Origin of the sequence: Qipengyuania atrilutea, assembly GCF_013370205.1 — a bacterium.
Lineage (GTDB): Bacteria > Pseudomonadota > Alphaproteobacteria > Sphingomonadales > Sphingomonadaceae > Actirhodobacter > Actirhodobacter atriluteus.
On sequence record NZ_JABWGV010000002.1, the window covers coordinates 98,418 to 116,148 of the forward strand.

The following is a 17,731-nucleotide window of genomic DNA, read 5'->3' on the forward strand; positions in this document are numbered from 1 at the left end:
GCCTTCTGCCGCACAACGGCCTGCGCGTCTAACCTAAATGCCGAAGCTCGATCCGCAGCCGCATCCTGCAGCGGCCTGCGGGTTCTCGACCCGGAAGGCAGCGCCGCCGAGCGACTCCACGAAATCCACCGTGCTCCCGGCGACGAGGTCAAGGCTGACGGGGTCAACCACAAGGCGCGCGCCATCGGTCTCGCTGACGCTGTCGCCGTCGTCCGCTTCGCCTGCCAGTTCGAACTTGTACTGGAAGCCGGAGCAACCGCCCCCTTCTACGGACAGGCGCAGGATCGGTTCGCGCGATTGCTTTTCCGCGATAAGTTTTACGCGGGTTGCGGCAGCGGGGCTGAGGGTAAGGGGATCGGCCATGCGTCCTATCTAGGCGTTCGCATGCTCGGTTCCAAGCCGCCGTCAGGTCTGGATATACTGCCGCAGCGCCTGTGCTTCGTGCTGTACCTCGGCATAGCGCGACTTCACGAGATCACCGATCGAGATGAAGCCGCACATCGCCGTACCGTCCATGACCGGCAGATGGCGGATGCGCCGACGCGTCATCAGGGCAAGCGCATCGTCGACCGAGGTTTGCCGCTCCACCGTGATTGGCGGCGAGGACATGATCGTGCCGACATCGGTGTCGATGCATCCCTTACCCTCGTGCGCGAGGCGATAGATCACATCGCGCTCGGAGAAGATGCCGACCACCGCGCCGTCCCGGATTACGGGCAGGGCGCCGATCCGCTTCTCCGCCAGCAGGGCAACCGCATCGATTACCGACATGTCCGGATGGGCGACGACGACATCCGCGATGTCGCGCGTTTCGATCAGTTGAGCGATCTTCATAGCTGCATCCTCCTCGCTGTTGTTGCCGCGATTGTGCCATGAAGGGGGCGAAATTGCGAGTCCGCCAGTCGAGGCGAGCCCAGGCGGGCCAACCTTGCGCCTTCTACCAGCATACCCCATGAAAGGGGCATGACGCGCAAATCCCCTCTGGACGATCCCCGCAACGCCGCCTTCGCCTGGGCCCGGTACAAGCGGTTGATGCGCTTTATGTTCCTGTTGGCGGTAGGCGTCGTGCTGATTGCCTTCGCGCTGATCTACAAGGGCGGCGACCCGGTTTCGATCCACTTCTACATCGCGGTGGGACTGGCGATCACCTTCACCATGCTACTGACGGGCGCGCTGATGGGCCTCGTGTTCCTATCGCATGGGACGGGCCACGACGAGGCGGTAGAGGACCGACTCGGCGAAGAAGCCGATCACTGGCGCAAGGACTAGCGGCCGGTTTCTTCGGGCGGACGAAGGCGGTAGGCCTCCACCGGTTCGCCGCGGATGAGATGCACCTGAATGATCTGTTCCAGCGCTTCGGGCGTGCAGGAGTGATACCACACGTTATCGGGCCACACGACCGCGATCGGCCCGTGCTCGCATATCTGCAGGCAATCGGCCTTGGTCCGCGCGACAGGCCCGCCCTCGCGGCTCGGCTTGGTGAGACCGAGCTCCTTCATCCGGCGCTTCAGGAACTTCCAACTCTGCTCGCCTTCCTTGCGCGAACAGCATTTCTGCTTTTCCGCCAGCGCGCACAGGAAGATATGCCGCTGCGTCTCGCTCCCGCCTAGTTTCGCGAGTGCCTTTTCCGCTTTGTGGAGTCCGCCGCTCACTCGGCCGCGCTGCCTTCCCCATCCTTGAGATATCGCGCGAGCCAGTCGAACACGACATTGTGCCACTGCAGCGAATTCTTGGGCTTCAGTACCCAGTGGTTCTCGTCCGGGAAAACGAGCAGTTGCGATTCGATGCCGCGTTCCTGAAGGGCGGTGAAGGACGCGATGCCTTGCGTATACGGTACGCGGAAGTCCTGCTCGCCGGTTATGACGAGCATCGGCGTCTTCCACTGGTCGACGTAGTTGACGGGGTTGAACCGCTCGTACTGTTCGGTCTGCTCGGCGTAGGATCCGCCGAAGTCCCAGCGCGGAAACCACAGTTCTTCGGTCACGTAATAGAAGCTGCGCATGTCGAACAGGCCGTCGTGCTGGACGAGGCAATCGAAGCGGTCGGGCCACTGTCCCGCGATCCAGTTCATCATGAAGCCGCCGTATGACGCGCCCATCGCGCAGGCCTTGCTGCCATCGATCTGGCTATCCTGCGCAAGCGCAGCAGCGAGACCGAGCTTCAGGTCTTCAAGCGGTTTACCGCCCCAGTCGCGGTTGATGCTGTCGGTGAACTCCTGACCGTAACCGGTCGATCCGTGGAAATCGACCGAGATGACGGCGTAGCCCTGGCTCGCAAGAACGCGGGGGTTCCAGCGGCTCGACCATCCGTCGTTGAACGAACCTTGCGGCCCGCCATGGACGTAGAGAATAGCCGGCATCGGGCCGTCCTGATTTTCCAGCTTGGTTATCTGGCCCCATACCGTATCGCCGTTTGCGCCCGCGAAGTTGAAGCGCTTGGTCTCGATCGAGGCGAGTTCGCCGACCTGACCTTTTGCAATATCCGTAATGGGAAGCGCCTGACCCCAGTTCTCCGACAGGAAGATTTCGGCTGGAGCGCCGATGGAGTCCTGTGTGAACAGCAGGCGATTGCCGGAAAGCGGTTTGACGTTTCCGATATGCGCTTCGTTTCCGGCCATCAGGTCGAGGCGCTCGACCTTGCCGCTGTGCGGATCGATCCGGAATGCAGGCGTATCGAGCACGTCCTGCGCCGTCGCGACGATCCAGCGGCCGTCCGGCGTCCATGCAAGCGATCCGAAGCTGCGGTCGAAAACCTGCGTGAGGGCGCGCGTTTCGCCGGTACGCAGGTCGCGGAGGTGCACCACCTGCCGGTCCGCTTCGTAATTCGGCCGCGCCATCGCGAGATAGGCAAGCTGGCGTCCGTCGGGCGAGGGCGCAGGCGACAGGTCGAACGCTTCGTTCGCATCGGTCAGATTGCGCGGCGCTTCGCCGGAGAGGTCTGCGTAGTAGATATCCGTGTCGGTCGAGGTCGGTTCGGCTGCATTGGCTTCGCGCGCGACGAAGTACACGCCTTTGCCGTCCGCAGCCCAGGCGACGTCCTCTCCCCCACCGAACGGCTTTATGGGCGTATCGCCGACCAGCGCTTCCGCGCCTGCAGGACCGTCGATCGGCATTCCGCTTCCCGACGCCTTTCCGTTCGCGAGGTCGTAGACAAAGACGCGGCTGTATGTGCCCGGCGTTTCCCAGGTATCCCAGTGGCGGATGAAGCCCGTATCGCCTTCGTATAGGCGGCCGGTTCCGGGGCCGGTCAGATGCGCGGTGCCGTCACCCTCGCAGCCGAAGGTCGTACATTCGCGCGAGATTTCGCCCCATACCGCAAGCTTGCCGCCAGTAGGTGCGACTGCGAAGCCGGCAATATCGGCGGCGAAGTCGGTCACTTGTTCGGGTGCGCCGGCCACACCTGCAGGCGAGATGCGCGTACGCCAGATGCGGCTCTTTTCGTCCCCGCCAGTGCCTGCCCGTCCGCTCAGGAAATAAAGGTAGCCGTCCGGTCCGAAGGTAGCGCTGTTCGCATCGCCGCCAAGATCGAGCGCGACGGGCTCCGCGTCCATGTCCATGACCGGGCGCCAGTAAAGCGTCGTGGTACGTGAAAAGCTTTCCGGATCAGTGTTCGTGACCGCATAAACCATGTGCTGTCCGTTGGGCGAAACGACAGGTGCCCCGACGCGGGGCATCGTGACGAGATCGACTGCGCTCATCGGCCTCGCGGCAGGCGCGGCGCTGGTCTGAGCGGACGCGGGGACGGCTAGATATGCGGCAAGGGCAGCAAGCGAACAGGCCATCGGGCCGGTAATTTTCTTCATGCGCGCACAGTTGCGCAATCGCCGGGCAGGCGCAAGAAGTTAAGGCTGCCGGGTAACTTTCTAGCGGGCTTTCTTGCCGATCCGTGCGATCTCGGCCTTCACTAGACGCTCCACCATGCCAGGAAGATTGTCGTCGAGCCACTGCGCCAGCATCGGACGCAAAAGATCGCGGGTCAGTTCCTCGAGCGAGGTTTCGCCCGCGCGCAAGGTGCGCTGCGCACCTTTCGGGTCCGACAGCATGGCGAGCGCGGCCAGATTGTCCCGCATCGCCATGCGCACGTCGGCGCTGGTCAGCGGACCACCATCGAGGTCGTCGGCGTAATCCTCGTCCTCGTCCGCGTCATCGACGTCCGCGGAAATCTCGTCATCGTCCTGCCATGGTCCGTATTCGAGCGGCTCGGCACCTTCGTCGATCAGCAATTCCTCGTTCGAAACCGGTGCAGCTTCGTTCGAGCCGAGGATCTCGTCCTCCGCCAATTCGAGTACTTCCTCGGCCTCCTCCGCATCGGCGGGTTCGGCGCGGTTGTCCGTGTATCGCGGCACGCCGATGGCACGGCTGTCGCGCGCGATCACCTTCTTGATGGAATCGAGAATTTCCTCGACCGACGGTTCGCCAAGCTGGTGCATCAGAATTCGGGCCCCTGTGACATACGGCATCGGCACAATCGCTCGCCGCAAACACGGTCTAAACGAAATTGGATGCGTTTATCAAATGCGTTTACGGTTGCGGTTACTGATCGGGTTCGCGTTCGTAGGGACCCATGTCGGGTATTTCGGCATCGGGCGCAGGCACGTCGATCGTCCGCGTGCTTTGCGTTTCCGGATCGGGATCGCGGTCCCAGTCGAAGAACTTGCCCTCCACCCGCTCGTAATTGACGACCGGATCGTAGAGCGGCCCGGCTTCGCCAAGCCCCAGATCGCGCGCTTCGGCGCGGCCCATCGCCGCAAGCAGGCTGAAGCCGGCGACGTAGGCATTACGCCGCGCGGTCACGAGCTGGACCTGCGTATTGAGCAGTTCCTGTTCGGCATCGAGAATGTCGATGATCGTGCGATTGCCGACCGAGTTTTCCGCCCGCACACCTTCGAGGCTAAGCGCGGCGGCATCAACCGCTGTCTGCGAGGAAGCGATGATCGCCTGTGAGGCTTGCAGGCTCGCCCAGGCCGCCCGGACCTGCGCGATCACGTCGCGTTCCGCTGCCACGATCTGCTCGAGCGCGACAGAGGCACGCGCCTGCGCCTGACGCTGCTGCGCAGCGATGCGTCCACCTTGAAACAGGGGAATGGAGAAGGAAACGCCCGCCTGTGCGCCGGTGGCCACTTGCGGACTGGCAACGACCTCGCTGTTCGGATCGTCCGGATCGAGCACGCCGTCGGGCACGCTGCCGAGGAAGTTCTGGTAGTCGTAGCCGGTGAAGACCGACACGCGCGGCAACCGCTGTGCGCCTGCTACCCGAATATCGTAACCTGCCGCCACGGCGCGTTCGCGCGCGGCAATGAGGTCGGGATTGTTCTCGAGCGCGATATCTACCGCGGTTTCCACGTCGCTGGGAATGTCGGTCAGCGGCGGAGGCGGCTGCAGATTGGTCGGCGCTTCGCCCACCAACTGAATATAGGTCTCGCGCGCGGAGATGAGGTTCGACTGTGCGCTCCGCAAATCGCCTTCGGCAAGCGCAAGCCGCGCCTGCGACTGCGCGACGTCGGTGCGGGTGAGAATGCCGATCTCGAACCGGTCGCTCGTCGCCTGCAGGTTGATGCCGAGCACTTCGACCTGGTTAGCGGTCAGGCCCACGACCGCTTCGCTGCGCAGCACGTCCATGTAGGCGGCGACGACCTGGCTGAAGATGGCCGATTCGGTGCCGCGAAGGTCCGCGCGCCCGGCTTCCACGCGCTCTACCGCCGCGCGTACGGAATATTTGACCGCACCGCCCGAATAGATCGGCACGCCGAGATCGATCCCGGTATTGACGGCCCGGCTGGGCGAGAAGAAACTCGTCGAGTTCTGCTTCAGTATCTCGGTATAGGTTCCGCTGGCTTCGACCGAGGGGCGCCCTGCGCTCTTCTGGATCGGCACGTTCTCGTCGATCGCGCGAAGCTCGGACCGTGCGGATTCCAGCGTCGGATTGCTGCGATAGGCCTGGAGTAGCGCCTCGCGCAGCGTGTCCGCATAGGCAGGCGTTTCGGTCAGCGCGAGCACCGCGCAGGAGGCAAGCGCCGTGACCGCGTAACCCGCGCTCCGTAGCCGGCCCTGGCCGCTCATCAGAACTGCCATGCCTTCTTGCGGTCGAACTGCGTGAGCCGCGGGATGCCGAGTTCGCCAAGCGGTGCGAAGGCCACGCCATCGCCGCTCTTCCGGCCGCGCGCGATCCGTGTCACGCCGTCCCGGACGAGACCGGTGACGACCCGTGCATCGTCCGCCATCCGCCTGACGAGCGCGGCAGGCATTTCCTCGATCGCGCCGTCGATCAGTACGAGAGTGAAGGGCGTATCCCCATTTGCTTCCTTGAAAGCATCAGCGGGCGTGACGGTTGTGACCGAACCGGCCAGCGGAGTAGCCAGCGCGCCGAGATAGCCGCTGCCGCCGTCCACGATCAGGACGTGATCGGAGGCGGTAGGGCGCGCTTCTTCAAGCATCATGCCGTAGAATACGGGCGGCGCCATCACGCCGCCGTCCGGGAATTTGAGCGAGCGGTCGACATAAGCACTCGCACGAAGACCTTCGGGCACGAAATCCTCGCGTGCGACGCTGCGCATCCGGTTCAGCACGAAGTCCGCGTTCACCCCACTCGTGCGTAGCTGGCTGTCGATCATCGCCTTGCGTGCAGTCGCATAAAACTGCGCGTTGTCCCGCCTGTTTTCGGCCCCGCTCATGTCAATCGATCCAACCCCGTTCCAAGGTGTATTAAGAGTGCAATACAGTTAGTCTCATGCTGCCTTAAGCGCAACCGTTATTGCAGCCAAGGCCTTTGACGCTTCCCGTCATTAACCGCTAGTGGCGCTAGGTAAAGAGCGCGGCCGATGCGCGCGCCTATCTGCCGATGGAAGGAATCGTTCGATGAGCGACATGACCATAATCCAGGAAGACGATCTTATCGAAACGGTAGCCGATGCGCTGCAGTACATCAGCTACTACCACCCGATGGATTACATCCAGGCGCTCGGAAAGGCCTATGAGGCCGAACAGGGCGAAGCTGCCAAGGATGCGATTGCGCAGATCCTGACGAACAGCCGGATGTGCGCCGAAGGGCACCGTCCGATCTGCCAAGACACCGGGATCGTCAACGTCTTCATAAAATGGGGGCAGAACTGCCGCCTCGATTCGAAGCGCAGCCTGCAGGAAATCGTCGATGAGGGCGTGCGCCGCGCCTATACCAACAGCGACAACAAGCTGCGTGCCTCGATCCTTGCCGATCCGGCTTTCACCCGGCGCAACACGCGCGACAACACGCCCTGCGTGCTTTCGGTCGAGATGGTGCCGGGCGATACCGTTGGTATCGACGTCGCGGCGAAAGGCGGGGGCAGCGAGAACAAATCGAAGTTCAAGATGATGAACCCGAGCGACAACATCGTCGACTGGGTGGTCGAGCAGATCCCGTCGATGGGAGCCGGCTGGTGTCCGCCCGGAATGCTCGGCATCGGCATCGGCGGCACGGCGGAAAAATGCATGAAGCTGGCCAAGCAGTCGCTTATGGATCCGATCGACATGGCGCAGCTCAAGCAGCGCGGCCCGCGAAGCGATATCGAGCAGCTGCGGGTCGACATCTACGATGCCGTCAATGCAATGGGCATCGGTGCGCAGGGGCTGGGCGGCCTATCCACCGTGCTCGACGTAAAGATCCTCGAATGGCCGTGCCATGCCGCCGGCAAGCCGGTGGGAATGATCCCCAACTGCGCGGCCACGCGCCACGCGCATATCACCATGGACGGAAGCGGGCCGGCCTATCTCCCGCAGCCCGACCTCGACGACTGGCCGAAAGTGAACTGGCAGCCGGACAGTTCGGCGCGGCGCGTCGATCTCGACACGCTCACGCAGGAAGAGGTCAACCAGTGGAGCGCGGGCGACCGCCTACTGCTGTCGGGTAAGATGCTGACGGGCCGCGACGCGGCGCACAAGCGCATCAAGGACATGCTCGACCGCGGCGAGGAACTGCCGGTCGATTTCAGGGGCCGCGCAATCTACTACGTCGGGCCGGTCGATCCGGTCATGGACGAGGTGGTCGGCCCGGCGGGCCCGACCACCGCGACGCGCATGGACAAGTTCACCGAGATGATGCTCGACTTAGGGCTGCTTGCGATGATCGGGAAGGCGGAACGCGGCCCCGACGCCGTCGACGTCATCAGCCGCTTCAAGACTGCGTACCTGATGGCGACGGGCGGGGCGGCCTACCTCGTAAGCCGGGCCATCAAGGGCAGCAGGGTCGCCGCGTTCGAAGACCTCGGCATGGAAGCGATCTACGAGTTCGAAGTCGAGAACATGCCGGTCACGGTTGCCGTCGACAGCGCAGGCAACAACGTCCACAAACAGGCGCCCGCCGAGTGGCGCAAACGGATCAGGGAAGAGAATCTGCTGCCGACGCTGTAGGACCGGGGGCGTGGGCCATCGACCAACGCCCTTCGCTTCTCGACCGCCGGGCTGGATAGGAGCGGCAGGTTTGGACTATCGAGGGCACGTATGAACCAAAGCTCCGCGCTTACCGTGCACGAACGCCTGCCGCTGAAGATTGTCCTTGCTTCCATTATCGGAGCGTGGCTGTGCTATTTCCTTCTCGTCACCCTTCGCGGCAATGTGATGGGTATCGACATGCAAGCGGAACTGCTCTGGCGGCGGAGCCTGGTGTGCGCCGCGGGAGCCGCGGTGACGGTCGCGCTGTGGCTGATCCTCAGATTGTTCGAATACCGGGCGCTGTGGGTCAAGATCGTTATCGCTCTGCTTGCCGCATTGCCCGCATCGGTCTTGATCGCGCAGATCAACCAGGCGGTCTTCGCGGAAATACAGGAGGAGATGCAGAAGAAATTCGCCGAGGAGCAGGGCGTGAACCTGCGCCGGGACGAGGCGGGTAATCTTCTCGTCGATATTCCTACTCCGCGCGGTTGGGTTCCGGCAGACGAGAACGGCAGCGCCGGGGCTGCGCCACCCTCGTTCAGCCTGACGCTCGAGCCCGCACCGACCGGCCTCGACCGGTGGCGTCCGATCATCGGAGCTGCCCTCAGCCTCTACTTCCTGCTGCTGGCGTGGTCGGCATTGTACCTCGCGCTGATCGCCGGTGCGCAGGCACAGGCGGCGGAGCGGCGCGAGGGCGAATTCAGGCGGGCCGCGAAGGCAGCGGAGCTTCGCTCGCTTCGTTACCAGGTTAATCCGCACTTCCTGTTCAATACGCTCAACTCGCTTTCCGCGCTCGTGATGACCGGGCGGACCGACGATGCGGAAGAGATGATCCAGACGATCTCGGATTTCTATCGGCATTCGCTGGCTGACGATCCGACTATGGACGTGCCGCTGGAAGACGAGTTCGCCTTGCAGCGCCGGTATCTCGATGTGGAAGCCGTTCGGTTTCCTCAACGGCTGCGGACGCAGTTCGAACTTCCTGAGGAGCTTGCCGGCATGAAAGTGCCGGGTATGATCCTTCAGCCGCTGGTCGAGAACTCGGTGAAATATGCCGTTGCAAGAAGCACCGAACCGGTCACGATCCACGTCGCAGCGCGTGAGGAATTCGACCGCCTCGTCGTGACCGTCACCAACGACGGCGGTCACAGCGAACCAGCCGGAAATGCCGGAGACGGAACCAAGGGCGTGTCCGGTTTCGGCATCGGTCTTGCCAATGTCCGCGACCGGTTGGCTGCGCGCTTCGGCAACAGTGCGAGTATCACGTCGGGCCCGACCCTGGATGGTTACGAAACGGAGCTGAGAATGCCACTGGTGCGACATGGCTGAGGAAACCGCCGAACCCAAATTACGGACGCTGATCGTCGACGACGAGCCGCTTGCCGTGGAACGCATGCAGGTGATCTGCGCACGGATCGACGATCTGTCCGTGGTCGGCACCGCCAGCGACGGAGCGGCCGCCCTGCGGCTGGTCGATGCGCTGTCGCCCGATCTCATTCTGCTCGACATGACCATGCCTGAGGTGGACGGCCTGTCGGTTGCGAAGTCGCTGTCGAAGAAGCAGCATCGACCAGCGGTCGTCTTCGTCACGGCGCATGACGAATATGCGGTGGATGCCTTCGATCTCGACGCGGTCGATTACGTGCTGAAGCCGGTCAAGGCCGAACGGCTGGAACGTGCGATCGGACGCGCCCTGCAGCGGCGCGGAAGCGGTAAGGGTAAGACCAGCGAATGGCTCGATGAATTGTGGATCCCGCACCGCAGCGAGCTGATCCGGATCGAAACGCGCGAAGTCGGGCGGATCGATGCGGAGCGCGACTACGTCCGGCTTCATGTCGGCGAGCGCACTTATCTGCTGTTGCAGACGATCGCAGGGCTCGAAGAGCGGCTCGATCCGGCGGATTTCATTCGCATCCACCGCTCGACGATCCTGCGCAAGGACCACATCCGCGGACTGCGGCACGACGGGCTGGGTGTCTGGTCGGCAGAACTGGAAAACGGCGAGGCGCTGCGGATCGGACGGACCTATCTGCCCAAGGTCAAGGCGATGGCGGGCCGCTGATCCTGCCACTCCGAAAAGAGAAGCGGCGCATCTGCCGATGCGCCGCCCGTATCAGTCTGTTCGGGTCGATTTCCCGGGATTTATGCCTGCCGGATCAGGCTGTCGGAACCCCGGCGAAAGGGACTGGTCCGCCGGGGTTCCTAAGCTGTGGAGGAAAGCTCAGCCACCGAGCTGGCTGTCGGCTACGAGTGCAGCGTAGCGCGTCATCGCGCCGCTCATGGCCTTGTCGTAGCATTCGCGCGCTTTCGGATGGACGATGCGCGTTCCGGTGGGGGCGAAGTCGATGCCGCAAACTTCGCGTGCGGCGGCATTGATGCGCCGCTCGAGTGCGCGCTGCCCTTTCTGGCTGGTCAGGTTCAAATCCTTGTATTCGACATGGATGGTCTGCTCTTCTTGGGCATGGACGACTGCGGGTGCGGAAAGCGAGAGCGCCGCAATGGCTGCTAATGCGTATTTCATATGATCCTCCTTCGTACTGCGTGCCTTCGTTTTCTTCGGGGTCGCTGAAGGCGTTGCGCAATTTGAAAGGTACAGATCCCGCCGCCACGCGCAGCAGCATCTCGACAGATGAAGGACCAATCGGATAAGCGGGTGAAGTTGGCCGACCAACAACACTCGGGAGCCGACGAATTATTAGGGACGACGCTAGTCGATGGTAATATTCGTCATGTTCGCGCTGGGAATCGGCAATTTTGCAATTCACAAGGCGGTCTTGCAGAGCGGACATCCGATGCTGCGCGAGATAAAGGCGCTTACAGGCGCCGCGCGGGGGCATTTCACGTTCGTCGCGGAATTCGCATGGCTTCTCGCCGCGATGCTGCTGGCCGGGAACGGTTGGGCGGGCGTCGCATGGATCTACGCCTTGTACAGCGGCCTTAATCTCGCGACAGGCTGGCTCATACTGACCCGGCGGATCTGAACAGTTTCGGGAACGCGCGGGCTTTATCTACGCTTCATCGAGATGGGAGACGACGAAATGACTTCGCAGCGGCGTTGGCTGGTCGTGAACGAAACGAGCGGCAGCCACCAGGAAGAATTGATCGCCGAGCTTTGCGAGATCCTCGGCCGGCAGGCGGCGAGCGATGTCCGGATCATTGATGTGAAGAAGGACGGGGTGCCGTCGCGTGCCGAGTTGGAGCGGGAGGGTGTGGACGCCCTGATCGTCCATGGCGGGGACGGATCGCTTAATTACACGGTGAGGGAACTCGAAGGGTGGGGCGGCGCCTTGCTGCCCCTACCGGGCGGTACGGCAAATCTGCTGTGCCACCGGCTGTTCGAGGAATGCGACAGCACGGATATCGCGCGGCGCTTCGTGAACGGCGAATTCGAACGGCGGCGGATCGAATGCGTCCGGGGCGAAACAGTCGTCGCGCTTTCAGAGATACTTGCCGGACCAGGCGCGAAATGGGCGGACGTGCGCGAAGAACTGCGCGAAAGTGCGTTGATCGAAGCGGCCACCGATGCGGCCGAGGCGATATCCGAAAGCTGGAGCGGGCCCAAGGTGGCGCTACGCAATCCGCCGCTCGGCAAGGAGGAGGGGTATGCCGGCGTGCGCCTGTCTCCGGTCGGCGAGGCGATCAAGATACAGGGCTACTCGGCCGGAACGGTCGGCGACTTTCTGGGGCAGGGCATCGCGATCCTGAAGCACGATTTTCGCGAAGGACCGCACGACGACCTCGGCTCGGTAAAAAGTGTCACCTGTGTCGGGGAGGACGGCGCCCCGATCCCGCTCATGGTGGACGGCGAGCGCTTCGACGGGCGGAGCGAAGAGCGCTTTTCGCTTGCGCCGCTCGACCTCGATCTGTTTTGTCCGCGGACATGACCGGCGACGCACTTCTCTTTCACCTCAGCGACATCCATTTCGGGCTGGAGGACAACCAGGCGCTCGACTGGGTGGCGTCGGAAATCGAGCGGCAAAAGCCTGACGCAGTCGCGATCACCGGCGACCTGACCATGCGAGCGCGGCACCGCGAGTTCGATGCCGCACGCGCGTGGATCCTGAAGCTCGATGTGCCGGTCACCGTCGAAGTCGGCAATCACGACATGCCGTATTTCAACCCGATCGAGCGGTTCTTCACGCCCTACAAGCGCTTTCACGGGATGGAAGGAGTGGTCGAAAAGGAGATCGACCTGCCCGGCATCGCGATCGTTCCGTTGAAGACGGCGGTGCGGGCGCAGTGGCGCTTCAACTGGTCGAAGGGCTGGGTAACCGACGCCGCACTCGAAAAGACGCTGGCGGCGATTGATGCCTTGCCGGAAGGGACGAAGGCGCTGGTCGCTGTCCATCATCCCTTGCGCGAAGTCGGGACCGAGGGAACGGCACTGACGAAGAACGGCAACAAGGCGCTGGCGGAGCTGGCGAAGCGCGGCGTGACCGCGGTACTGTCGGGCCATGTTCACGACGCCTTTGATCTGACGCAGGAGACGGTGCACGGGCCGGTACGCATGATCGGCGCGGGCACGCTGTCGAAGCGCACGCGCTCGACCCCGCCGAGTTTCAATGAATTGCGTTTCTTTGGCGGCCATCTCGAGGTCGAGGTCCGCAATCTCGAAAGCGTGCCGAAGGAAGCGATGCAGATCGACGACGTGCCGGAAGACGCGACCCCGCCGCGCGAGCCTGGCGAACCCGTCGCTCCGGTGGGTCAGGTTCCGCGGACCGATCCGCCCGTTCACTGACGCCTATTACAACAGATACAAAAAAGGCGACCCCGGAAGGAGCCGCCTTTTCTTGGGGTATTCCCGCAGGCCTTCGCGTCCGAGTATCAGCGCTTGCTGAACTGGAAGCTGCGGCGTGCCTTCGCACGGCCGTACTTCTTACGCTCGACGACGCGGCTGTCGCGGGTAAGGAAGCCTGCTGCCTTGACGGTCGAGCGCAGTGCTGGCTCGAACTTGGCGAGTGCCTGGCTGATGCCGTGCTTCACCGCACCGGCCTGGCCCGACAGACCGCCGCCGCTGACAGTGGCGATAACGTCGTACTGACCTTCACGCTCGGTGATGGTGAAAGGCTGGTTGATGACGAGCCGCAGGGTCGGGCGTGCGAAATAGACTTCCTGATCGCGGCCGTTGACCGTGACCTTGCCTTTGCCCGGCTTGATCCAGACCCGCGCAGTGGCGTCCTTGCGGCGGCCAGTGGCGTAGGCACGGCCCTGTGCGTCGAGTTCCTGCTCGCGCAGCGGCGCGGAAGGAGCCTGCGCAATCGCGGCAGCGTCGGCATCGGGCGTATCGCCTGCGATTTCCTTGAGATCGCCGAGGTCGCTCACGCTTTTCGTGTCGCTCTTCTCTTCGGAAGCGGTGTCCGCAGCCTGCTTGTCGGCAGCCTTGGTGTCGACAGCGGTTTCGGCTGCTTTGTCGTCGGTGTTGTTGTCGGCCATTATTGCGGAGCCTTGTTCTTGCGGTTCATCGAAGCGACGTCGAGCGTCTCGGGCTGCTGGCCCGCGTGCGGATGCTCGGTCCCGGCATAGAGGTGCAGGGCGCGCATCTGGTCACGTCCCAGCGGTCCGCGCGGGATCATGCGCTGCACGGCCTTTTCGAGCACGCGCTCGGGGAAGCGGCCTTCCAGCACTTTCGCGGGAGTGGTTTCCTTGATGCCGCCGACGTGACCGGTGTGCTTGTAATACACCTTGTCAGTCATCTTCTTGCCCGTGAAACGGACCTTGTCGGCATTGATCACGATGACGTGATCGCCGCAGTCGACGTGCGGGGTGAAGCTCGGCTTGTGCTTGCCGCGCAGGATGTTGGCGACGATCGCTGCGAGCCGACCGACCACCAGGCCGTCGGCATCGATGATGTGCCACTTCTTTTCGACTTCGGCCGGTTTGATCGACCGCGTCATCTTGCTGAGCGCCTTCATGGGCTGTCTTTCCATTCGGTTCGTGTAAGTGAACTGGTTTCGTGCCGCAGCCGACGGGAATCGCTTCCCCGCACGGTACAAAGTCGGGCGCATTTGGTACGGCTCGGCCCGCAAGTCAAGCAAATGCGCGTGTTTAGGGAGAGGTAAAATAATACCGTATGACTACGCGCGCGCTCAGATCGGTACCGATTGCAGCCCTGCGATGCCGGTCCGCTTGGTCCGCCGGCCATAGATATGCGCGGCGCAGGCGAGCGCGATGACGAGCAGCGCCCCGACAAGCTGGTGCGCGACCGCCACCCACAGCTCAACCCCGCTCAAAACGGTCCCGATGCCGAGGGCGATCATGGTGCCGTAGGCGATATGCAGGCTGATCGAGGCGAGGCGGTTCGAGCGTTTGACCGCGCGCGCCAGCACGATCAACGCGGCGACCGCGGCCCAGGCCCACCAGCGATGCAGGAAGTGGAGAAGATAGGGATCGTGAGTCAGTGCGTAGAAAAACCCGCGACTGCTGTCGTATTCCGGCACGAACCCGCCCTGCATCAGCGGCCAGCTGTCCGATGCGAGTCCGGCGTTAAGACCTGCCACCCACGCCCCGAGAAGAAGCTGGACGAAGACCACTGCCGCCACGCCCATCGTCAGCGGCTTGAGCCGCGCCGGACGCGAGCGGGCGGTGAAGGCAAGCCCGCGCAGGTCGAGTGCGGTCCAGACGAGCCCCGCCAGCGTGAACAGTGCGGTCAGCAAATGGATCGACAGCCAGAAATGGCTCACGTCGGTCATCTCGCCCGAAAGCCCGCTTCGCACCATGAACCAGCCGAAGGCACCTTGCAGAGCGCCCAGCGCGAGCAGTGCAACGAGACGCGGCTTGTAGCCGGCCGGGATCGCGCCGCGGATCCAGAACCACGCAAGCGGCAGCGCGAAGGCGAGGCCGATGATTCGCCCGAGCAGGCGGTGGAACCACTCCCAGAAGTAGATGAATTTGAACGCCGCGAGATCCATGCCGGCGGGCCCGGTGACGTTCTGGTATTCGGGAATTTGCTTGTACTGATCGAATTCCGCCTGCCACGCGGCCTCGCTAAGCGGCGGAATTGCGCCGGTAATCGGTTGCCACTGCGTGATCGACAGACCCGATTCGGTTAGCCGCGTGATGCCGCCGACGCTGACCATCAGCACCACCAGCGCCGCGACCACGAACAGCCATGTCGCGAGCTTTGCCGGACGCGCCTTGCCGATACGCGGTTGCCGCGCCTTGGCGAAATCTTTGGCTATCGGACCCATTCTGCGCCTCCTTTACGTAGCGCAGGGGTATGAACGCAAGGTCGAACCGTCGCGAAACCGCGCCGTTTGGACGATACACTGCGGCAAGCTCTTGTGAAATGTTATTGTGTATCATATATGCGGCTCACTCATGGCTTTCCTGATTCCCTCTCTTCGCCGCAAGCTCGACCGCGCGGGCATCGTCCTGTCCGGCCTGTGCGCCGCCCACTGCCTCGCGACGGTGCTGATCGTTTCGGGTCTTGGCCTCGGCGGGCATTTCCTGGCCGACCCTATGTGGCACCGCGCCGGGCTGGTCGTGGCGCTCGTCATCGCGGCAGTCGCGATCGGCTGGGGCGCGCTCCAGCATCGCCGTCCGCTATCCTTCGTCGTCGCCATGTCGGGCCTGACCTTCATGGGCGGCGCACTGGCCGTGCCGCACGGGTTTCACGAGGCGGTGCTGACGATCATCGGTGTCGCACTTGTTTCGCTCGGGCACATCCTCAACTTGCGCCACACGCACGGAGCCTTATCTGACGGGGAATGACAGCCCCTCAGACCGAAGCCCTCACCAAGACCCTCACCGTCAACGGAGAGACCCGCCGCAGCGATGCTGCGACGATCGCTGATCTCGTACGTGAACTGGATCTCGAACCCGAAAAGGTAGCCGTCGAGCACAACCGCGTAATCGCGCCGCGCTCCGAACTGGGTTCGATTCCCGTCAGCGACGGCGACAATTTCGAGATAGTCCATTTCGTCGGCGGCGGGAGCGAGGCTGCGGGCGATACCTGGACCGTCGCCGGACGCACCTTCACGTCGCGCCTCATCGTCGGCACAGGGAAGTACAAGGATTTCGAGCAGAACGCCGCCGCCCTCGAAGCCAGCGGGTCCGAGATCGTGACCGTCGCGGTGCGCCGCGTGAACGTCAGCGATCCCAAGGCGCCGATGCTGACCGACTTCATCGATCCGAAGAAGATCACCTATCTTCCCAACACCGCCGGATGCTTCAACGCCGACGAGGCGATCCGCACTTTGCGGCTCGCACGCGAGGCTGGCGGCTGGGACCTCGTGAAGCTCGAAGTTCTTGGCGAGGCGCGCACGCTCTATCCCGACATGCGCGAGACGCTGAAGGCGACCGAAGTGCTTGCCAAGGAGGGCTTCCACCCGATGGTCTACTGTGCGGACGATCCGATCGCGGCGCAGCAATTGGAAGAGGCGGGCGCGGTGGCGATCATGCCCTTGGGCGCTCCGATCGGCAGCGGGCTCGGCATCCAGAACCGCGTCACCATCCGGCTGATCGTCGAAGGCGCCAAGGTGCCGGTGCTGGTCGATGCAGGCGTCGGCACGGCGAGCGATGCCGCTGTCGCGATGGAACTCGGCTGCGACGGCGTACTCATGAACACCGCGATTGCCGAAGCGAAGGACCCGGTCCGCATGGCGCGCGCCATGAAGCTGGGCGTCGAGGCGGGCCGCGAGGCTTATCTGTCCGGACGCATGGCGACGCGCAAATATGCCGATCCCTCGAGCCCGCTTGCCGGCCTCATTTGAAGCAGCCCATCTAAAAAAGCCGCGCCCGCTTACCGGGCGTTAACCAAACTGCGCGACATTCCACTCAACGGAAGGGAATGGCGCGCTATGGCTACTGCACGGACGGCTTCGGTTCTTATCGCGGAAATGCGCGAATTCGCGGGCTTCACCGCGGCAGAGCAGCGCTACATCAAGCGCAGTCTCGATGTCGGGCTCGCTCGCAGCGATGCCTTCAAGGTGTGGGCGCGCTCTCCGGAAGAGAATGCCGCGATCCGCCGGCAATATGTCATCTACCAGGATTTGAAGACGCTGCGCCTTCGGCTTCCTGCCGATACCAACGGCGAGGCCATGGAAGACCTGATGGCGAAGCTGATCCGGCTCGCCGCGTTCGATCTTTCGCAGGAGCGGATCGAAAGTTTCTCCGCGATGCGGTTTCTTTACGAGCGGCTGCTCGGCCCGGGGGTCCGGCCGTGGCTGCCCAGCGCATTCTGCGCCGCCGCAGCACTGCCGCAAATCCGGCCCGAACGGCGCAAGAACCTGCTTCAGTCGCTAAGCGAAGCTGCGGCCACCGCGCCCGGCTGGTCGGACCGCGCGCCCAGCTTCTACCCCCAGCACGTAGCGCTAGAAGCCGCCTGACGC

At 63.4% G+C, this 17,731-nt stretch carries 21 protein-coding genes; 10 read left to right on the forward strand and 11 right to left on the reverse strand.

Annotation, left to right across the window (positions count from 1 at the left end; all coding sequences use genetic code 11):
* Nucleotides 1–33 precede the first annotated feature (33 nt).
* On the reverse strand, nucleotides 34–363 hold the full coding sequence (locus tag HUV48_RS05510; RefSeq protein ID WP_176266804.1) for a HesB/IscA family protein: 330 nt from the start codon (nucleotides 361–363) through the stop codon (nucleotides 34–36).
* Nucleotides 364–405: 42 nt separating this feature from the next.
* Nucleotides 406–834: a CBS domain-containing protein gene (locus HUV48_RS05515; RefSeq protein ID WP_176266805.1), complete on the reverse strand. Its 429-nt coding sequence runs from the start codon at nucleotides 832–834 to the stop codon at nucleotides 406–408.
* A gap of 129 nt (nucleotides 835–963) precedes the next feature.
* On the opposite strand from HUV48_RS05515, the gene HUV48_RS05520 reads away from it, so the two are divergent.
* On the forward strand, nucleotides 964–1,269 hold the full coding sequence (locus HUV48_RS05520; RefSeq protein WP_176266806.1) for a hypothetical protein: 306 nt from the start codon (nucleotides 964–966) through the stop codon (nucleotides 1,267–1,269).
* On the opposite strand, the gene HUV48_RS05525 is transcribed toward HUV48_RS05520, so the two are convergent.
* The 5 genes from HUV48_RS05525 to HUV48_RS05545 all read right to left on the reverse strand — a co-directional run bounded on the left by HUV48_RS05525 (nucleotide 1,266) and on the right by HUV48_RS05545 (nucleotide 6,670).
* The gene (locus HUV48_RS05525; protein ID WP_176266807.1) at nucleotides 1,266–1,652 is read right to left on the reverse strand and encodes a (2Fe-2S) ferredoxin domain-containing protein; all 387 of its coding nucleotides are present in this window, start codon (nucleotides 1,650–1,652) and stop codon (nucleotides 1,266–1,268) included. The genes HUV48_RS05520 and HUV48_RS05525 overlap by 4 nt on opposite strands.
* Nucleotides 1,649–3,802 carry an alpha/beta hydrolase family protein gene (locus HUV48_RS05530; RefSeq protein WP_176266808.1) on the reverse strand — a complete coding sequence of 718 codons (2,154 nt, stop codon included), beginning with the start codon at nucleotides 3,800–3,802 and terminating at the stop codon, nucleotides 1,649–1,651. Before HUV48_RS05530 ends, HUV48_RS05525 begins: the two co-directional genes overlap by 4 nt.
* 60 nt (nucleotides 3,803–3,862) lie before the next feature.
* Nucleotides 3,863–4,429, reverse strand: coding sequence for a DUF2497 domain-containing protein (locus HUV48_RS05535; protein WP_176266809.1), 567 nt, complete (start codon nucleotides 4,427–4,429; stop codon nucleotides 3,863–3,865).
* Nucleotides 4,430–4,532: 103 nt separating this feature from the next.
* Nucleotides 4,533–6,059, reverse strand: coding sequence for a TolC family outer membrane protein (locus HUV48_RS05540; protein ID WP_176266810.1), 1,527 nt, complete (start codon nucleotides 6,057–6,059; stop codon nucleotides 4,533–4,535).
* Entirely contained in the window at nucleotides 6,059–6,670 is a 612-nt protein-coding gene (locus HUV48_RS05545; RefSeq protein WP_225871553.1) for a protein-L-isoaspartate O-methyltransferase family protein, read from the reverse strand. The genes HUV48_RS05540 and HUV48_RS05545 overlap by 1 nt, the downstream gene beginning before the upstream one ends.
* Nucleotides 6,671–6,863: 193 nt before the next feature.
* Here HUV48_RS05545 and HUV48_RS05550 point away from each other — a divergent pair, with 193 nt between their 5' ends.
* The 3 genes from HUV48_RS05550 (at nucleotide 6,864) to HUV48_RS05560 (ending at nucleotide 10,464) form a co-directional block, all read left to right on the forward strand.
* Complete coding sequence (locus HUV48_RS05550) at nucleotides 6,864–8,381, forward strand: fumarate hydratase (protein WP_404799927.1); 1,518 nt, start codon at nucleotides 6,864–6,866, stop codon at nucleotides 8,379–8,381.
* Nucleotides 8,382–8,471: 90 nt separating this feature from the next.
* Nucleotides 8,472–9,731: a sensor histidine kinase gene (locus HUV48_RS05555; protein WP_176266812.1), complete on the forward strand. Its 1,260-nt coding sequence runs from the start codon at nucleotides 8,472–8,474 to the stop codon at nucleotides 9,729–9,731.
* Nucleotides 9,724–10,464, forward strand: a complete 741-nt coding sequence (locus HUV48_RS05560; RefSeq protein ID WP_176266813.1) for a LytR/AlgR family response regulator transcription factor — start codon at nucleotides 9,724–9,726, stop codon at nucleotides 10,462–10,464. The genes HUV48_RS05555 and HUV48_RS05560 overlap by 8 nt, the downstream gene beginning before the upstream one ends.
* A 159-nt stretch (nucleotides 10,465–10,623) precedes the next feature.
* Here the strand turns inward: HUV48_RS05560 and HUV48_RS05565 are convergent, their stop codons facing one another.
* Nucleotides 10,624–10,923, reverse strand: a complete 300-nt coding sequence (locus HUV48_RS05565) for a UrcA family protein (protein ID WP_176266814.1) — start codon at nucleotides 10,921–10,923, stop codon at nucleotides 10,624–10,626.
* 193 nt (nucleotides 10,924–11,116) lie between these two features.
* On the opposite strand from HUV48_RS05565, the gene HUV48_RS05570 reads away from it, so the two are divergent.
* From HUV48_RS05570 to HUV48_RS05580, 3 genes are read left to right on the forward strand one after another with little or no spacing between them, the layout of a single operon-like run.
* On the forward strand, nucleotides 11,117–11,383 hold the full coding sequence (locus HUV48_RS05570; RefSeq protein WP_176266815.1) for a hypothetical protein: 267 nt from the start codon (nucleotides 11,117–11,119) through the stop codon (nucleotides 11,381–11,383).
* Between the two features lie 42 nt (nucleotides 11,384–11,425).
* Nucleotides 11,426–12,286 carry a diacylglycerol kinase family protein gene (locus tag HUV48_RS05575; protein WP_176266816.1) on the forward strand — a complete coding sequence of 287 codons (861 nt, stop codon included), beginning with the start codon at nucleotides 11,426–11,428 and terminating at the stop codon, nucleotides 12,284–12,286.
* Nucleotides 12,283–13,140, forward strand: a complete 858-nt coding sequence (locus HUV48_RS05580) for a metallophosphoesterase family protein (RefSeq protein ID WP_176266817.1) — start codon at nucleotides 12,283–12,285, stop codon at nucleotides 13,138–13,140. Before HUV48_RS05575 ends, HUV48_RS05580 begins: the two co-directional genes overlap by 4 nt.
* Nucleotides 13,141–13,226: 86 nt before the next feature.
* Here the strand turns inward: HUV48_RS05580 and rpsI are convergent, their stop codons facing one another.
* From rpsI to HUV48_RS05595, 3 genes are all read right to left on the reverse strand, one after another.
* On the reverse strand, nucleotides 13,227–13,835 hold the full coding sequence (gene rpsI / locus HUV48_RS05585; RefSeq protein ID WP_225871554.1) for a 30S ribosomal protein S9: 609 nt from the start codon (nucleotides 13,833–13,835) through the stop codon (nucleotides 13,227–13,229).
* Nucleotides 13,835–14,314, reverse strand: coding sequence for a 50S ribosomal protein L13 (rplM, locus tag HUV48_RS05590; protein WP_176267303.1), 480 nt, complete (start codon nucleotides 14,312–14,314; stop codon nucleotides 13,835–13,837). The genes rpsI and rplM overlap by 1 nt, the downstream gene beginning before the upstream one ends.
* 174 nt (nucleotides 14,315–14,488) lie before the next feature.
* Nucleotides 14,489–15,589 carry a COX15/CtaA family protein gene (locus HUV48_RS05595; RefSeq protein WP_176266818.1) on the reverse strand — a complete coding sequence of 367 codons (1,101 nt, stop codon included), beginning with the start codon at nucleotides 15,587–15,589 and terminating at the stop codon, nucleotides 14,489–14,491.
* Nucleotides 15,590–15,719: 130 nt separating this feature from the next.
* Here HUV48_RS05595 and HUV48_RS05600 point away from each other — a divergent pair, with 130 nt between their 5' ends.
* The 3 genes from HUV48_RS05600 to HUV48_RS05610 all read left to right on the forward strand — a co-directional run bounded on the left by HUV48_RS05600 (nucleotide 15,720) and on the right by HUV48_RS05610 (nucleotide 17,728).
* Entirely contained in the window at nucleotides 15,720–16,112 is a 393-nt protein-coding gene (locus tag HUV48_RS05600) for a MerC domain-containing protein (RefSeq protein WP_176266819.1), read from the forward strand.
* Nucleotides 16,109–17,113 carry a sulfur carrier protein ThiS gene (thiS, locus tag HUV48_RS05605; protein ID WP_176266820.1) on the forward strand — a complete coding sequence of 335 codons (1,005 nt, stop codon included), beginning with the start codon at nucleotides 16,109–16,111 and terminating at the stop codon, nucleotides 17,111–17,113. The genes HUV48_RS05600 and thiS overlap by 4 nt, the downstream gene beginning before the upstream one ends.
* Before the next feature lie 87 nt (nucleotides 17,114–17,200).
* Nucleotides 17,201–17,728, forward strand: coding sequence for a hypothetical protein (locus tag HUV48_RS05610; protein ID WP_176266821.1), 528 nt, complete (start codon nucleotides 17,201–17,203; stop codon nucleotides 17,726–17,728).
* Nucleotides 17,729–17,731: the final 3 nt, after the last annotated feature.

What these genes read in the sequence shown, in the direction of transcription:
- HUV48_RS05510 (WP_176266804.1), bottom strand. Translation starts at nt 363, where the DNA reads ATGGCCGATCCCCTTACCCTCAGCCCCGCTGCCGCAACCCGCGTAAAA.
- HUV48_RS05515 (WP_176266805.1), bottom strand. Translation starts at nt 834, where the DNA reads ATGAAGATCGCTCAACTGATCGAAACGCGCGACATCGCGGATGTCGTC.
- HUV48_RS05520 (WP_176266806.1), top strand. Translation starts at nt 964, where the DNA reads ATGACGCGCAAATCCCCTCTGGACGATCCCCGCAACGCCGCCTTCGCC.
- HUV48_RS05530 (WP_176266808.1), bottom strand. Translation starts at nt 3,802, where the DNA reads ATGAAGAAAATTACCGGCCCGATGGCCTGTTCGCTTGCTGCCCTTGCC.
- HUV48_RS05535 (WP_176266809.1), bottom strand. Translation starts at nt 4,429, where the DNA reads ATGCACCAGCTTGGCGAACCGTCGGTCGAGGAAATTCTCGATTCCATC.
- HUV48_RS05540 (WP_176266810.1), bottom strand. Translation starts at nt 6,059, where the DNA reads ATGAGCGGCCAGGGCCGGCTACGGAGCGCGGGTTACGCGGTCACGGCG.
- HUV48_RS05545 (WP_225871553.1), bottom strand. Translation starts at nt 6,670, where the DNA reads ATGAGCGGGGCCGAAAACAGGCGGGACAACGCGCAGTTTTATGCGACT.
- HUV48_RS05550 (WP_404799927.1), top strand. Translation starts at nt 6,864, where the DNA reads ATGACCATAATCCAGGAAGACGATCTTATCGAAACGGTAGCCGATGCG.
- HUV48_RS05555 (WP_176266812.1), top strand. Translation starts at nt 8,472, where the DNA reads ATGAACCAAAGCTCCGCGCTTACCGTGCACGAACGCCTGCCGCTGAAG.
- HUV48_RS05560 (WP_176266813.1), top strand. Translation starts at nt 9,724, where the DNA reads ATGGCTGAGGAAACCGCCGAACCCAAATTACGGACGCTGATCGTCGAC.
- HUV48_RS05565 (WP_176266814.1), bottom strand. Translation starts at nt 10,923, where the DNA reads ATGAAATACGCATTAGCAGCCATTGCGGCGCTCTCGCTTTCCGCACCC.
- HUV48_RS05570 (WP_176266815.1), top strand. Translation starts at nt 11,117, where the DNA reads ATGGTAATATTCGTCATGTTCGCGCTGGGAATCGGCAATTTTGCAATT.
- HUV48_RS05575 (WP_176266816.1), top strand. Translation starts at nt 11,426, where the DNA reads ATGGGAGACGACGAAATGACTTCGCAGCGGCGTTGGCTGGTCGTGAAC.
- HUV48_RS05580 (WP_176266817.1), top strand. Translation starts at nt 12,283, where the DNA reads ATGACCGGCGACGCACTTCTCTTTCACCTCAGCGACATCCATTTCGGG.
- rpsI (WP_225871554.1), bottom strand. Translation starts at nt 13,835, where the DNA reads ATGGCCGACAACAACACCGACGACAAAGCAGCCGAAACCGCTGTCGAC.
- rplM (WP_176267303.1), bottom strand. Translation starts at nt 14,314, where the DNA reads ATGAAGGCGCTCAGCAAGATGACGCGGTCGATCAAACCGGCCGAAGTC.
- HUV48_RS05595 (WP_176266818.1), bottom strand. Translation starts at nt 15,589, where the DNA reads ATGGGTCCGATAGCCAAAGATTTCGCCAAGGCGCGGCAACCGCGTATC.
- HUV48_RS05600 (WP_176266819.1), top strand. Translation starts at nt 15,720, where the DNA reads ATGGCTTTCCTGATTCCCTCTCTTCGCCGCAAGCTCGACCGCGCGGGC.
- thiS (WP_176266820.1), top strand. Translation starts at nt 16,109, where the DNA reads ATGACAGCCCCTCAGACCGAAGCCCTCACCAAGACCCTCACCGTCAAC.
- HUV48_RS05610 (WP_176266821.1), top strand. Translation starts at nt 17,201, where the DNA reads ATGGCTACTGCACGGACGGCTTCGGTTCTTATCGCGGAAATGCGCGAA.